Source organism: Eubacterium sp. 1001713B170207_170306_E7, from assembly GCF_015547515.1.
Classification (GTDB): Bacteria; Bacillota; Clostridia; order Eubacteriales; family Eubacteriaceae; genus Eubacterium.
Genome location: NZ_JADMVE010000003.1, coordinates 1 through 13,965 on the forward strand (window position 1 = coordinate 1; position 13,965 = coordinate 13,965).

The 13,965-nt window shown below is 53.5% G+C and carries 11 protein-coding genes, 4 tRNA genes and 1 rRNA gene; 13 read left to right on the plus strand and 3 right to left on the minus strand.

The features are described from left to right. Positions 1 to 115: 115 nt before the first annotated feature. The 5 genes from rrf (at position 116) to I2B62_RS08005 (ending at position 670) form a co-directional block, all read left to right on the plus strand. Positions 116 to 232, plus strand: a 5S ribosomal RNA gene (gene rrf, locus I2B62_RS07985). A 9-nt stretch (positions 233 to 241) separates the two neighbouring features. After that, positions 242 to 316, plus strand: a tRNA-Asn gene (locus I2B62_RS07990). Positions 317 to 383: 67 nt separating this feature from the next. After that, positions 384 to 458, plus strand: a tRNA-Glu gene (locus tag I2B62_RS07995). Between the two features lie 36 nt (positions 459 to 494). Beyond that, positions 495 to 571 (plus strand) — tRNA-Asp (locus I2B62_RS08000). A gap of 23 nt (positions 572 to 594) precedes the next feature. Then, positions 595 to 670, plus strand: a tRNA-Lys gene (locus I2B62_RS08005). Between the two features lie 247 nt (positions 671 to 917). Here I2B62_RS08005 and I2B62_RS08010 read toward each other — a convergent pair. The 3 genes from I2B62_RS08010 to I2B62_RS08020 are packed head-to-tail and all read right to left on the minus strand — an operon-like array spanning position 918 to position 4,980. Next, positions 918 to 2,147: an aminopeptidase gene (locus I2B62_RS08010; protein WP_195268462.1), complete on the minus strand. Its 1,230-nt coding sequence runs from the start codon at positions 2,145 to 2,147 to the stop codon at positions 918 to 920. An 11-nt stretch (positions 2,148 to 2,158) separates the two neighbouring features. Then, complete coding sequence (locus I2B62_RS08015) at positions 2,159 to 3,742, minus strand: carboxylesterase family protein (RefSeq protein ID WP_195268463.1); 1,584 nt, start codon at positions 3,740 to 3,742, stop codon at positions 2,159 to 2,161. Beyond that, positions 3,739 to 4,980: a nucleotidyltransferase family protein gene (locus I2B62_RS08020; RefSeq protein WP_195268464.1), complete on the minus strand. Its 1,242-nt coding sequence runs from the start codon at positions 4,978 to 4,980 to the stop codon at positions 3,739 to 3,741. Before I2B62_RS08020 ends, I2B62_RS08015 begins: the two co-directional genes overlap by 4 nt. A 145-nt stretch (positions 4,981 to 5,125) precedes the next feature. Here I2B62_RS08020 and I2B62_RS08025 point away from each other — a divergent pair, with 145 nt between their 5' ends. From I2B62_RS08025 to ftsY, 8 genes are all read left to right on the plus strand, one after another. Continuing rightward, a complete protein-coding gene (locus I2B62_RS08025) occupies positions 5,126 to 6,316 on the plus strand; it encodes an acetate kinase (RefSeq protein ID WP_058695250.1) in 1,191 nt (396 codons plus the stop codon). A 190-nt stretch (positions 6,317 to 6,506) separates the two neighbouring features. Next, a complete protein-coding gene (locus I2B62_RS08030; protein WP_074618482.1) occupies positions 6,507 to 6,977 on the plus strand; it encodes a DUF177 domain-containing protein in 471 nt (156 codons plus the stop codon). Positions 6,978 to 7,007: 30 nt separating this feature from the next. Then, positions 7,008 to 7,184: a 50S ribosomal protein L32 gene (gene rpmF, locus I2B62_RS08035; protein ID WP_013381192.1), complete on the plus strand. Its 177-nt coding sequence runs from the start codon at positions 7,008 to 7,010 to the stop codon at positions 7,182 to 7,184. A gap of 56 nt (positions 7,185 to 7,240) precedes the next feature. Beyond that, positions 7,241 to 8,257, plus strand: a complete 1,017-nt coding sequence (gene plsX, locus I2B62_RS08040; protein WP_195268465.1) for a phosphate acyltransferase PlsX — start codon at positions 7,241 to 7,243, stop codon at positions 8,255 to 8,257. After that, the gene (gene acpP / locus I2B62_RS08045) at positions 8,257 to 8,481 is read left to right on the plus strand and encodes an acyl carrier protein (protein WP_195268466.1); all 225 of its coding nucleotides are present in this window, start codon (positions 8,257 to 8,259) and stop codon (positions 8,479 to 8,481) included. The genes plsX and acpP overlap by 1 nt, the downstream gene beginning before the upstream one ends. A gap of 145 nt (positions 8,482 to 8,626) precedes the next feature. After that, complete coding sequence (rnc, locus tag I2B62_RS08050; RefSeq protein WP_195268467.1) at positions 8,627 to 9,295, plus strand: ribonuclease III; 669 nt, start codon at positions 8,627 to 8,629, stop codon at positions 9,293 to 9,295. Positions 9,296 to 9,326: 31 nt separating this feature from the next. Next, positions 9,327 to 12,905, plus strand: a complete 3,579-nt coding sequence (gene smc, locus I2B62_RS08055) for a chromosome segregation protein SMC (protein WP_195268468.1) — start codon at positions 9,327 to 9,329, stop codon at positions 12,903 to 12,905. A 111-nt stretch (positions 12,906 to 13,016) separates the two neighbouring features. Continuing rightward, positions 13,017 to 13,952, plus strand: a complete 936-nt coding sequence (gene ftsY, locus I2B62_RS08060; RefSeq protein ID WP_207735973.1) for a signal recognition particle-docking protein FtsY — start codon at positions 13,017 to 13,019, stop codon at positions 13,950 to 13,952. Positions 13,953 to 13,965: the final 13 nt, after the last annotated feature.

The window sequence follows — 13,965 nt, forward strand, 5'->3', positions numbered from 1 at the left end:
ACTAATCGGCCGAGGTCTTGATCCCATTAAGACATTTTGAAAATACTCCCAATCTTTATGTTGTTTTGAATGACCAAAATGAGCATCAAACAACCGAATAACAAAGTGAGATTGATCTCGTGATGATGGCGAAGGGGAAACACCTGTTAACATACCGAACACAGAAGTAAAGTCCTTCAGCGCTGAAAGTACTTGGTGGGCAACTGCCTGGGAGGATAGGACATCGCGGGGTCTTAAATAATCCTCAGTAGCTCAACGGTGGAGCACTCGGCTGTTAACCGATAGGCTGTAGGTTCGAATCCTACCTGGGGAGCCATTTGAAGACAAACGGATATGGAGAAGCAAAGACTTTCCATATCCGTCTTTTTAAGCCAAAGCAATTTGGCCCCTTGGTCAAGCGGTTAAGACACCGCCCTTTCACGGCGGTTACGGGGGTTCGAATCCCCCAGGGGTCACCATTTTTAGTTTTAAAGTTCCTATTTTTAACACCATGCGGCCTGGTAGTTCAGTTGGTTAGAATGCCAGCCTGTCACGCTGGAGGTCGAGAGTTCGAGTCTCTTCCAGGTCGCCATTTTTTATATTACCAATTTATGTGACCCATTAGCTCAGTTGGTAGAGCATCTGACTTTTAATCAGGGTGTCGGGCGTTCAAGTCGCCCATGGGTCACCATTTTAGAAGATATAGCAGCTGTGAAAACAGTTGCTTTTTTTATTTTTTAGAGAAACAAGACAGGCGGCTTGAATGCTGAGAGGGGGATATGGCGCGCTGTTTTGGCACGTCATCTCACGAGGAGTTGGTGAAAAATTGGGCCGGAGCTGAGTGCACAGCATGGTGTGTCGTTTTGGCATGTCGTCTTATTCCATCAAAAAAGAACCTTTGGCTGGATCTGCCAAAGGTTCTTTTTTGATAGCTTGGGCTAGATGGCCCAGTCGCCGTTCACAAAGATGGGCACTTCGGTGCCGTCGGCCTGGATACCGGTAATGCTCAGGTCTTCGGTGCCGACCATGAAATCAACGTGGGTGGTGGAATAGTTGAGACCAGCCTTTTTAAGCTCGTCCACGCTCATGCTGGAGCCGTCTTTGACACAGGTGGGATAGGCGGCGCCAAGGGCAAAGTGGCAGGAGGCATTTTCGTCGAACAGGGTATTGTAAAACAGGATATCCATATTGGAAATGGGGGAGTGGTAGGGAACGAAGGAGATCTCACCCAGGTAATTGGAGCCTTCGCTGGCTTCGACGAGGTTTTTGAGGGCTTCTTCGCCGGTTTCGGCCTGGTAGCTTACGACCTTGCCGTCTTTAAAGGTCAGTGAGAAATTGTCGATGAGCTGGCCATTGTAGACGAGGGGATGGGAGCTGACCAGTGTGCCGTTGACCTTGTCCTTATGCGGGGCGGAGAACACTTCCTCGGTGGGGATATTGGGGAAGAATTCGACGCCGTCTGCGGCTTTTTCACTGCCGCCGGCCCAGATATGGTTTTCGGGCATGCCGACCTCAATGTCGGTGCCCAGGCTGTTTTTATAGATGAATTTGACGAACTGGCTGTTGTTGAGGAAACGGGTTTTATCCTCAAAGCTTTTGTTGAACTGGTGCCAGGCGGCAATGGGGTCGTCCTGGTCTGCCCGTGTGGCCTTGAAGATGGAATCCCAGAGCATATCGACAGCGGTTTCGGGCTCGACGCCGGGGAATACCTTGGTGGCCCAGCCGACTGTGGGTACAGAGACGACACACCAGCGGCATTCGTTGTTCATCATAGCCATGTGGTAGGCTTCGGTGGCGCTCTGAATGGCGGCTGAGGCGGTTTTGATCTTTTCGGGGTCGACGTCCTTCAGGAGGTCGGGGTCGTCGGCGTAGACAGAGATCATGGCTGAGCCTTTTTCGACCACGGCGTTCTGCTTGGCCACGAACCAGTCGGGCACTTCTTTAAACACGTCGAGGTCGGCGTGGGTATAGCGGATTTTGCTGAATTTTTCGTCGCTGTAATTGATGCTGACGTCTCTGGCGCCGGCCTTGTAGGCTTCTTCGGCCAGGGCTCTGGCGAACGCGCTGCACTCGATGGGGGAATTGACGACCAGGTTCTGGTCTTTTTGAATGTTGACGCCAATGCGGACAGCCAGTTTAGCCAGCTTTTGTAAATTTTCTTTCTGCATGATTATCTCCTTTATAAATAGTAGGGTTTTTTACCATAGAGTAAATTCTGTAAAAAATCGAGGGTATCGGCATCGGGCATGGTCTTGTTGGAAAGCTCCTTGTCAAAAACCATGAGCTGCCGGGTTCTGGTGTTGTAGAAGGGCCAGAACATCATATTTTTGTACTCGCCGCCAGTGTTTGGGTTGCCGGTTTTCATAAAATTAGTCCAGTGGGTCTGCATCTGGTCGGACAGGATGCTGATTTTGCTGATCCGCATTTTTCCGATGGCGTTGCCGAACACAAAGGGCAGCTCCAGGGAGTGGGCGGTGTCGAGCCCGACGATTTTAAGGATTGTCGGATCATAGTTAAAGTTATAGAAAAACACGCTGCGCCCGGCGTCGGCAAAGTAGTCGGCGATGATGCGCATGCCCAGGATAAAGCCGGTATGGGTAAAAATGGCTTCGAGCTGGCGTTCGGCTTTGCGCTCGTCCTCGATGGGGAAGCGCTCAAACACAGCGGGGGCGTTGTCGGCGCCGAAGAGATCATAGATCATCATCTGGTAGGAGCCAAAGTTGTTGTTGCTCTTGAAGAACAGGGTGGCCTCGTTAGTGTTGTAGCCGATGAGCAGATCGACGGCGTTGTAGTCGCCGTTTTTCAGGGCCTGTATGGGATCCTTTGGCAGGATGACGCCGTCGAATACGGGCCAGAAGGAAAAACGTAGGGGCAGGGCGCGGTCGGCCTTGATCATGGACAGGTAGGCCATGGCCTCGGCCGGGGCTTCCCGGAGTTTTTCAAGCCCCTCTGGGCTGTCGTCTGCGCCGAAGATCTGGGCAAAGTCTTTTCCCATGGCAATGGATTTTGCGAGGTTGCCCTTGGCCCGGGTGCAGAAGGCTCCGATGGACAGGATGGAGCCGCTCTCGACGATGGCCCGGTGGAACAGGCCCCTGGCCAGCGGGCTGAGCAGCAGGCCGGTCACGCTGAAGGCGCCGGCGGACTCGCCGCCCAGGGTGATGTTTTCGGGATCGCCGCCGAAGGCTTCGATGTTTTCCCGCACCCACTTCAGAGCCTGGATCTGGTCGAGGAGGCCGAGGTTGCCGATGCTGCCGGATTCTTCGGCCATGGCCCCGAGGGCTAAAAAGCCGAAGGCGCCGAGGCGGTAGTTAAAGGTGACGACCACCACGCCCCGCCCGGCCATATTGGTGCCGTCGAACATGAGCTCGGAGCCGGAGCCGGTGGCAAAGCCGCCGCCGTGGACGTAGACATAGACGGGGAGCTTTTCCCCGGGCTTGGTAGCGGGTGTCCAGACGTTGAGGTACAGGCAGTCCTCGCTTTTTCCGATGGCGCTGTACATGGGCGGCAGGTCGGCCAGAATGCCGCCAAACTGGAGGCATTTATCGCTGAATTCAAAGCATTCGCGCGGGCTGATCCAGGCTGGGGCGGGCTCTGGCGGCCGGAACCGCAGGGGACCCACCGGAGGTTTGGCAAAGGGAATGCCCTTGTAGCTGGTGACGTTTTTCCGGAAAACGCCGGTCACAGGGCCGCAGGGCGGATAGATGGTGGGATTGGGGGGCAGGGTGGCTTCCGCGTTGGGGATCATGTTAAAGTTCAGATTCATAAGGCCTCCTTTTCGGCGATGATGACAGGGTTTTGGGTGTAGTCGCGGTGGTAATGGTACTGCTTTTCACAGAACAGGCTGAACAGGTCGGTGGCGCGGGCGTCGAAATCGAAACAGGCGCGCTGGTCGGGGCTCAACCTTGTGATATTGGCACGGGTGTTGGTGATAACGGGCAGGCCGTCCTGCTCGCGGATGGCCTTTAGCAGCGCCCGGCCTTTTTCGTTAAAGCCCAGAACCCGGAGGCAGGGCACAAAGCCGGGGTCTGCGAAGCGGCTGAGATCGGCGGACTCAAAACCCATGGACAGATCCATTAAAATACGCCGTATCCGGCTTTTGGGCGCGCGTTTTGAGGTGAGGGTATCCACAATGCTGTTGTAACGGCTGTCTGCCTCCAGGGCTTTTTTAAGCTTGAATTCAAGGCCTTTTTCCATGTAGGGCAGGGTTCTGAAACGGCTGAGGTCCTGGGAGTGGATCTGGCTGAGCAGGGCCTTGGCGTAGCTTTCCTCCCAGGGGACGCGGGCTTTTTGTATATAGCTTAAGAGCAGGCTGGGATCGTAGGGCAGCAGGGGCGCCAGGGCCGGGGCGCTGACGCCCGGCGCGGCCAGCAGCTGCCGGATGGCGGTGGCGCTGGCAAAGCGGCTCTGGGCGTCGGTGTCGTGGTAGGCATTTCCCTGCCGCTTTATGGTGACGGGCCGGATGGTGCTGTGGGTGCGGAGCAGGGCTTTGAGATATTCTATACCCAGAATATTGTTGGGCTCCCGCAGATAAGATGCGGATTTTTCGCCTTTGGTAGCTTTAAAAGCAAGCTCGCGAGCCTTTGGAAAGGCCAGGCCCTGGCCGAGGGCGGCCTTGAGAGCGTCTCTGAAGGCGGACGTCTCAAAGGCGAGGCTCTGGGCCACATCGCTCAGGGCCTCGAGGTCGCCGGCCTCGGAGCCAAAACAGAGGGTGTCGCACACGCCGGTGGCGTTTAGGATTTTGACGGCGCCGGCGGCAAAGTACTCGGCGCTCTGGGCGGCGTAACAGAAGGGAAGCTCGCAGACCAGATCGGCCCCGGACAGCAGGGCGGTGCGGGCGCGCAGCCATTTATCGGCTACGGCAAAGGTGCCCCGCTGGACCACGCTCCCGCTCATGAGCGCCAGGGTATGGGTGCTGCCGGCTGCCTTTTTTCCTGCCTGTATCTGGTAGGCGTGGCCGTTGTGAAAGGGGTTGTATTCGCAGATGATGGCCTGGGTTTGCATGGTTTCCTCCAACTGAGCAATAATTTAGCCCAAAAAAACAAAAAAATAATGGCATTATTGGTTTGTTACTGTTATTATATACTAGTGTAGTTCAATTATAAATTGTTTATCTGAAAAAGACAATAAAAGGAGAAAAAATTTAAAAATGAATGTACTTGTTATTAACTGCGGTAGCTCATCACTGAAATATCAGTTGCTGGATATGGACACTGAAACAGTGTTGGCAAAAGGTTTAGCTGAGAGAATCGGTATTGATGGCTCTGTTGTGGTGCACCAGCCGGCTGGTAAAGATAAGGTTAAGTTTGAACAGCCAATGGAAACACACAAGGAAGCTTTGGATATTATTATGGCGGCCCTGGTTGACGCTGACCATGGCGTGATCAAAGACCTTAAGGAAATTGATGCTGTCGGCCACAGAACCGTTCACGGGGCTGAAACTTTTGCGAGCTCTGTTGTGATCAATGATGAAGTGATTAAGAAAATGGAAGACTGCTCTGAGCTGGCGCCGCTTCACAATCCTGCCAACTTAATCGGGATTCGTGCCTGCGAAGAACTGCTGCCGGGCGTACCGATGGTCGGCGTGTTTGATACGGCTTTCCACCAGACCATGCCGGCAGAAGCTTATATCTACCCGTTGCCGTATGAAATGTACGAAAAATACAGAATCCGTAAATACGGCTTCCACGGCACCTCTCACCGTTTTGTGAGCCTGACGGCTGCTGAGCTGCTGGGTGAAAACATCGGCAACTTAAAATTAATTTCCTGTCACTTAGGAAACGGCGCGAGTGTCGCTGCGATCCGCTATGGCAAATGTATTGACACTTCCATGGGCTTAACCCCGCTGGCAGGCCTTGAAATGGGTACCCGCTGCGGCGATATTGACCCGGCCATCATTCCTTTCTTATGTGACAAGGGATATACCGTGGATCAGGTAAACACCATGATGAACAAGGAATCCGGCGTGCTGGGCGTTTCCGGCGTAAGCTCGGACTTCCGTGATGTTGAAGCGGCGGCTGAAGCGGGCAATGAACGCGCGAAGCTGGCGCTGGATATCTTTATCTACCGTGTCAAAACCACCATCGGCGCTTATGTCGCTGCCATGGACGGCGTTGACGGCATTATCTTCACTGCCGGCCTGGGTGAAAACTCTGCCAAGGACCGCGCAGCGATCTGCAGCGGCTTAAAATACCTGGGCATCCAGCTGGACGAAGAAAAGAACAGCAAACGCGGCGAAGCGCTTGTGATCTCTACCCCGGACTCCAGAACCAAGGTCATGGTGATCCCGACCAACGAAGAATTAATGATCGCCCGCGATACCGTCGAATTAGTCGGTTAATCATAAGAAAAACAATCACACAGAGATGGCGTGTCATATGGGCACGCCATCTTAGTGTCCAGAGGCATAGAAATCCCTTATTTTTAAGCTTTTGTCGGCCTTTGAAATTTGTGGCCCGTTTGTAAAGATTTTTACTTGACAAAATGGGCAATCCTATATATAATGAGGATTGCCCATTTGGAGTTATGAAATGATTATTAATGTTTTAAAATTATTAAATGATGAAACCCTGAATTATGAATTTCGTCTGTTTCAGGATGATCTCAAAGGATATGGGGACGATTATGAGGGCAAGCTGGATGAAAACGGCGCTTTGGTAAAGGGCAGCATCAAAAAGCTCGGAGCTACTGAGTTTTTGATGAAGTTTACCTTGACCGGAGTGATTGTTTACCCCTGCGCCCGCTGTCTTACACCCACCCCCGTTAGCAGTGTCTTTGAATTTGAGGACACGATCGAAACGGACCCGGGTACGGAGACCATTGATATGGTGCCCTATGTTGAGGAGTGTCTCTTTATCAACGAGCCGTTTAAGGTTTTGTGTGACGAAGACTGTAAGGGGTTATGTCCAAGTTGTGGAGCAAACTTAAATCAAGAACAATGCAGTTGCGGGGATGAATCGGATATTGATCCGAGGATGGAAGCCCTTAAAAAGCTACTGTAAGATGTGACTTAAACATAGGAGGTGTAAAAGATGGCAGTACCAAAGAGTAAAATTTCTAAATCTAGAAGAGACAAGAGAAGAACACATTACAAACTGAATATCCCTGGTATGAGCGTATGCCCAAAATGTGGTGAAATCAAATTACCACACCGCGTATGCAAATCCTGCGGAACTTATAAAGATGTAAATGTAATGATTGAAGACTAAACAGAGTTCCGACTCTGTTTTTTCTCTATACGGAGTTATTTTAGGAAGGTGTTAACGTGAATATATTCGTCGATGCAATGGGCGGCGACAACGCGCCGGTCGAGATTGTCAAAGGCGCGGTGGACGCCGTTAAGGAGTACGGCGTGCCCCTCACCCTTGTGGGTAAGGAGGACATCGTAAAGCAGGAGCTGGCAAAATATACCTATCCACAGGATAAGATAAAGGTGCTTCACGCAGAAACCGTCATCGGCTTTGACGAGGAGCCGGCAATGGCGATCCGCCGAAAAGAGGATTCCTCGCTGGTGGTGGCCCTAAACGCCATGAAGGGCGACCCGGACAGTGTGCTCATCTCAGCGGGCAGCACAGGTGCGCTGCTTTCCGGCGGGCTTCTTAAACTGGGAAGGATCAAGGGGATCAAGCGTCCCGCGCTGGCGGCTGCCCTGCCAAAGGACGGCGGCGTGGTGCTGCTCATTGATACCGGAGCCAACGCAGACTGCAAGTCTGAGTATCTGGAACAGTTCGCCATGCTGGGACATGTCTATTTTGAGAGCGTTTTGGGTAAAAAGAATCCTAAGGTGGGCCTGGTCAACATTGGGTCTGAGGAGGAAAAGGGCAGCATGATGGTCAAGGAAACTTACCAACTGCTCAAAAACAGTGACCTGAATTTTGTGGGCAATGTTGAAGCCCGGGATATCCCCACCACCGATGTGGATATACTGGTGTGCGACGGCTTTACAGGCAACATTGTGCTCAAGCTGCTCGAGGGCCTGTCCAGCTACCTGATGAAAGGGATCAAAAAATCCATCATGGGCTCTGCCAGGGGCAAGATCGGCGGGGCGCTCATCAAGAACGACCTGAAGCAGTTCAAAAAACAATTTGACTCAGACGAAGCCGGCGGAGCACCGTTTTTGGGCGTGAAGGGCGGCATCATCAAGGCCCACGGCAGCAGTGGCGCCTATGCCATCAAAAACGCCATTAACCAGAGCATTAAGTTTATCGACAACGATGTTCTGGGCAAAATCACTGCCAAACTACAAGAAGAAAAGGCAGTTAAGGAACAGGAGAAAGAATAATGGAAGAAAAATTTGCAAAAGTTCAGGAAATTATCGCGGAACAGCTGGAGATTGACCCGGCAAAGATCACCATGGAATCCTCTCTGATGGAGGATCTGGAAGCGGATTCTCTGGACGTTATCGAGCTGGTCATGGCCTTTGAGGAAGAATTCGGCGTTAAGATGCCCGATGAGGAGCTTGAAAACATTAAAACCGTTGGCGATATCGTAAACGCCTTGCAGTAATCAAAAGTCCCTTTGCGGACTTTTCTTTTGTTTTGGCCCCAAAATTATGATTTTGGCTGTTAGAAAAGCAGCTGTCAGAACCGAAAAGAAGCTCTTAAGAGGTGGTATAAGAGGTTTCTTAATTTTAAAAGCGAGGTGGAAAAGAATGAAGAGAATTGAAGATCGCATTGCTTACATATTTAAGGACAAGGAACTTCTGAAGGTGGCGCTGACCCACAGCTCACATTCAGGAACGACCACGAACAATGAACGCCTGGAGTTTTTGGGGGATGCAGTATTGGAACTGATTATCAGCGAGTATTTATATAAATACAACAAGCTTTCCGAGGGAAAGATGACGAAAATCCGCTCCAATATTGTATGTGCCGAATCCTTGTCCCAGGCCGCCTCTGACCTGAACCTGGGCGATTATATGCTCCTCGGCAAGGGAGAAATCGTGACTGGAGGCAGAAAACGCAAATCCAATCTGGCCAACGCCTTTGAGGCAGTGATGGGCGCGGTGTTTTTAGACAGCGACTATGACACCACCAAAAAAGTGGTGCTGGGAACCCTGGAAAAAAACATCGAGCTGGCCCTGAGCGGCGGCCTCATCAAGGATTACAAAACCGAGCTTCAGGAGCAGATCCAGAAGCACAGTGACAACGCCATCGAGTATGTGCTGGAAAAATCTGAGGGGCCGGAGCACAACAAGACCTTTTTCATCGACCTTTCCTTTAACGGTGTGGTCGTGAGCAAGGGCACCGGCAAGAGCAAGAAGGAAGCCGAGCAGAACGCTGCTAAAAACTATCTGTTTAAAGACAAAAAGAGTGAATAAATAAACAAATCAAAAAAGAGGAGGTGTGCGGTTGTACCTGAAAAAACTAGCCCTGGCCGGCTTTAAATCCTTTGCGGAGCCCGTAGAGCTGGAATTTTCCAAGGGGGTATCGGCCATCGTAGGCCCCAACGGCAGCGGCAAGAGCAATATCACCGACGCGATCCGCTGGGTGCTGGGGGAACAGAGCACCAAGTCCCTGAGGGGCAAGAAAATGGAGGATGTTATCTTCTCCGGAACTGAGAAAAAGAAACCCCTCAGCTACGCAGAGGTCACCTTGACCTTAGACAACACCAGCGGCTTCACCCTGGACAATCTGGACGAGATTGTCATTACAAGACGGCTTTTCCGCTCCGGTGAGAGCGAATACCGCATGAACCAGAAAAACTGTAAGCTCAAGGACATCCATGAGCTGTTTATGGACACCGGCCTTGGCAAAAACGGGTACTCCCTTATCAGCCAGGGCGGGATCGAGAATATTATCGGTGCCAGTCCCCAGGAGCTCCGCGGCATTGTGGAGGAGGCTGTCGGCATTGTTAACTACAAGACCAAGAAGCAGGAGGCCGAGAAAAAGCTGACGAACACCCAGAATAACCTGGAACGGCTGAAGGACATCCTGGAAGAAATTGAAAAACAGCTGAAGCCTTTAAAGGCCCAGTCCGAAAAGGCCAAGGAATACCTGGAGCTGCGGGAGGCCCTTAAAAAGGTTGACCTCATGGTGTTCTACCACAACATGAAGGACGCCTCAGAGCAACTGGCCGCCTATGAGAAGCAGCTGGCCGAAATCCGGTTTCAGATTTTTGAGATTGAGAAAAAGACCGAAGAAAAGGACCGCGCCTTCCAGACCGCCCGGGGCAATATCCGGGGCATTACCGAGCAGGCCGACGCCATGTCAGAAGCGCTGGAGCAGTTAAAAAAGCGCATCGGCGCGTGTGAGCGTGAGCTTTTGGTCACTCAGGGTAAAAGTGAGAACGAGTCCGCCAACGCTGAGCGGCTCACCCAGGACCTGAACGCCCACCTGGACGAGCACAGCCGCTGCCAGGCGGAGTATGACGGGCTGGTCGCCTCCCGCGACGCGGCCGCCCAGGCCTACGCGGCTGAGAGCGAAGCCCTGCAGAAGCTGGTGGACGAGAAAAGCCGCCATCAGGCCGAGCTGGAAGCCGAGAAGCTGAAGCAGGCCGAAGGCGTTAGCCTGAGAGAAGAACGGGAGCAGCAGCGGGCTGTGCTGAACGATACGCTGTTGGATTTAAAAACCCGCCTGGCCGGCTTTACCACCAGGAAAAGCTTTCACGAGGACCAGCTGAAACGTGTGAGCGAAGAGCAGGCGCGCAGCAGTCAGCTGCTGGCCGACATTAAGCTGGAGGCCGAGCAGAACGAGCGCACCCACGCCCGCCTGGCCGCGGAGACCGAGAGCCTTAAAACCCAGACCGAGGCGGCTGAGAAAAAAGCCCTGGGCCTGAGAAATGACCACAGCGTGCTGGAAAACAACTACAAGGTAAACCTGTCCCAACGCGATTATCTCAAGAGCGTCCAGAAAAATTACAGCGACTACTTTCCGAGCATCCGGACCATTATGAATTCCCGGGAGCATCTGGGCGACATGATCGACAAGGTCTATGGCCCGGTCGGGGAGCTTTTATCCATTCCCGACCGCTTTACCATGGCTGTGGATGTGGCGCTGGGGGCCAAGAGCCAGAACATCGTGGTGGAGGACGTGTCCACTGCCAACCAGTGCATCAATATTTTAAAAAAGCAGCGGGCAGGCCGGGCGACTTTCCTGCCGCTGGACAATCTGCGCTATGGCCGGGTAGAGGCAAGGGATCTGGAGATTCTGTCCCGCTCCCCGGGCTTTGAGGGCATCGCTTCTGAGCTGGTGGCATACGGCCCCCGATTTAAGCGGGTCATCGAGAGTCTGCTGGGCCGCATTGTGGTGGCCGCCGACTTTAACGCCGGCCGGGCCATCCAGAAAGCCATCTTTGGCAAATATACGGTGGTCACCCTGGAGGGGGAAATCTTTTACCCCGGCGGGGCCATCGTGGGCGGTTACAACAAGAGCGGCAAGCAGTCGCCTCTGTTTAAAAAGGCCGAGATCGAAAAGCTGGAAGCCGAGATGAAACGGCAGGACAGCGAGAAAATCAAGCTCAAGGCCGCCTACCGCGAGGCATTTAAGGCCTATGAGGGCCTGAAAGAGGCCGCCAAAAAGGCCGAGCTGCGCCTAAACAGCGTGGAGCAGGAGCGCTGGAAAATCAGCCAGAACCTGGAGACCACCAAAAAGCGTATGGCCGAGAGCGACCGTATTTTTATGAATCTGCAAGACGACGCGGGCAGCTCTTTGGAAAAAGAAAAACGCCTGCGGGAAACCGTCGCCCAGAAGGAGGCCGAGCTGGCTGCCCTGGAGGCGGAAATGGAGCAGGACGATACCGGCAGCGCCGGGTACATTGAGGTGATCCGCGGGGCCATCGAAGGCCTGAACCGTAAAATCTCCGAGGGGCGGGTCAAGCTGGCCCGGGACAACGAGGGCATCCGCTCCCTGGAGCAGCAGATGGCCATGATCCACAGCCAGATCGAGACCTGCGTCAGCCGAGAGAAAAAGGTGGAGAGCGAGATCCGGGCCTGCCGTGAGAGCAGCGCCCTGCACCGCACTCGCTGCGAGGTGCTGAAGGTCGAGACCGAGGAGCTGCAGGCAGCCGTCAACGAAAAGCGCGCGGCCTTAGAGAGCTTCTCCGCCGAGACGAGAGAGCAGACCGCCATCAGCGAGGCCCTGGAGCAGGAGATCAAAGACCTGAACCATCAGCTTATCCTGCAGAATGAGACCAAAAGCAACGCCGAGATGGCAAAGAACAAGCTGGAAATGCAGATGACCCACTGGGAAGAGAATATCTTCGAGAGCTATGACATGAACTTTGTGATGGTGGGGGACATCTACGAGGCCCTGAGCCGGGAGAACCTGGACCTGAGCCCCGAAAACCAGCGCAGCTTAAAGGGCCGCATGGCCGCCATTGGCAATGTGAATGTGGGGGCCATTGAGGAATATCTGGAGCTGAACGAACGCTACGGCTTCATGAGCGCCCAGTATAAAGACCTGACCAAGGCCAAGGGCGAGCTGGAGCGCATTATTGACAGCCTGTACGAATCCATGGAGCGGCAGTTTGCAAAGCAGTTCGCCGAGCTCCAGAAAAAATTTACCCGGATCTTCGGCATCCTCTTCGAGGGCGGCAAGGCCCACATCGAGTATACCGACCCCGAGAACGTGCTGGAAAGCGGTATCGAGCTGGTCGCCCAGCCGCCAGGCAAGAACCTGCGCCACATTTCCCTGCTGTCAGGGGGCGAGAAATCCATGATCGCCATCGCGCTGCTGTTCTCCTTCCTGGAGCTGAACCCGTCGCCCTTCTGCGTCATCGACGAGATCGACGCCGCTCTGGATGACCATAACATCTACCGGTTCACCAGCTATTTAGAGCATATTGCCGCGGATAACCAGTTTATTATCATCACCCACCGTAAGAGCACCCTGGAGGCCTGCGACGCCATATACGGCGTTTCCATGGCCAAAAACGGAATCTCCAAGCTGGTGGCGGTAAGGCTGTCGGATTATATCGAGCCGGGCGCTTAACAGCTTTTGTGGAAGGTTGAAGGTGGAAGGTTGAAGGTTATAGAACGAATTTGAACCTGAACTTTCCACTTTTCACCTTTCACCTTCAACTTTAAAAAAACGAGGTGTAACATGTCAGAACTGACCCTTTATGAGCGGATGTGCGAGAAGCTCAAAAAGACCAAGGATAGCTTTATACAGAAGGTCGAGAACGTCGTGTACTACGGCGACCTCGACGATGATTTTTTCGATGAGCTGGAGGAAACCTTTATCCTTTCCGACCTGGGCATCGAAACGGCCACCAAGATTACCGAGACCCTGCGTGAGCAGATCAAGGAGACCAAGACCAAGGCCAAGCAGGACGTCATGGACCTGCTCAGGCAGATCATGACCGAGATGGTCGAGGTGGAAAAGCACGAGACCAAATTACCTGTGATCATGCTGGTGGTGGGCGTCAACGGTGTGGGAAAGACCACCACCATCGCCAAGCTGGCTCAGAAATACAAGGACCAGGGCAAAAAAGTTATGGTGGCCGCGGCCGATACCTTCAGAGCCGCCGCGGCCGAGCAGCTGGACGTGTGGGCAGGCCGCGTGGGCGTGGACATTATCAAGAGTGTGCAGGGGGCAGACCCGTCCTCTGTGGTCTTTGACGCCATCGGCGCCGCCCGGGCCCGCGGCACCGACATCCTGCTCTGCGACACCGCCGGGCGCCTGCACAACAAAGTCAACCTGATGAAGGAGCTTGAAAAAATCACCCGCATTGTTGACCGGGAAGGCCCGGATTTCAGCCGGCATAACCTGCTGGTGCTCGACGCCACCACAGGCCAGAACGCCCTGAACCAGGCCAAAACCTTTAACGATGCCGTACACCTGGACGGCATTGTCATGACCAAAATGGACGGCACCGCCAAAGGCGGTGTGGCCATTGCCATCATCGATGCGCTCCAAGTGCCCATCGAGTACGTGGGCATCGGAGAAAAGCCCGAGGACCTCATCGATTTTGACGCCGGCGAATTTGTGCGCATGCTGTATGAGGGCGGGGGAGAGAAAGAAGAAATGGAAGGTTAAAGGTGGAAAGTGG

Bases quoted from the DNA above. Each gene is read 5' to 3' on its own strand.
- rnc (WP_195268467.1), top strand. From the start codon at position 8,627: ATGAAGAGAATTGAAGATCGCATTGCTTACATATTTAAGGACAAGGAA.
- I2B62_RS08020 (WP_195268464.1), bottom strand. From the start codon at position 4,980: ATGCAAACCCAGGCCATCATCTGCGAATACAACCCCTTTCACAACGGC.
- I2B62_RS08015 (WP_195268463.1), bottom strand. From the start codon at position 3,742: ATGAATCTGAACTTTAACATGATCCCCAACGCGGAAGCCACCCTGCCC.
- acpP (WP_195268466.1), top strand. From the start codon at position 8,257: ATGGAAGAAAAATTTGCAAAAGTTCAGGAAATTATCGCGGAACAGCTG.
- I2B62_RS08010 (WP_195268462.1), bottom strand. From the start codon at position 2,147: ATGCAGAAAGAAAATTTACAAAAGCTGGCTAAACTGGCTGTCCGCATT.
- ftsY (WP_207735973.1), top strand. From the start codon at position 13,017: ATGTCAGAACTGACCCTTTATGAGCGGATGTGCGAGAAGCTCAAAAAG.
- I2B62_RS08030 (WP_074618482.1), top strand. From the start codon at position 6,507: ATGATTATTAATGTTTTAAAATTATTAAATGATGAAACCCTGAATTAT.
- I2B62_RS08025 (WP_058695250.1), top strand. From the start codon at position 5,126: ATGAATGTACTTGTTATTAACTGCGGTAGCTCATCACTGAAATATCAG.
- rpmF (WP_013381192.1), top strand. From the start codon at position 7,008: ATGGCAGTACCAAAGAGTAAAATTTCTAAATCTAGAAGAGACAAGAGA.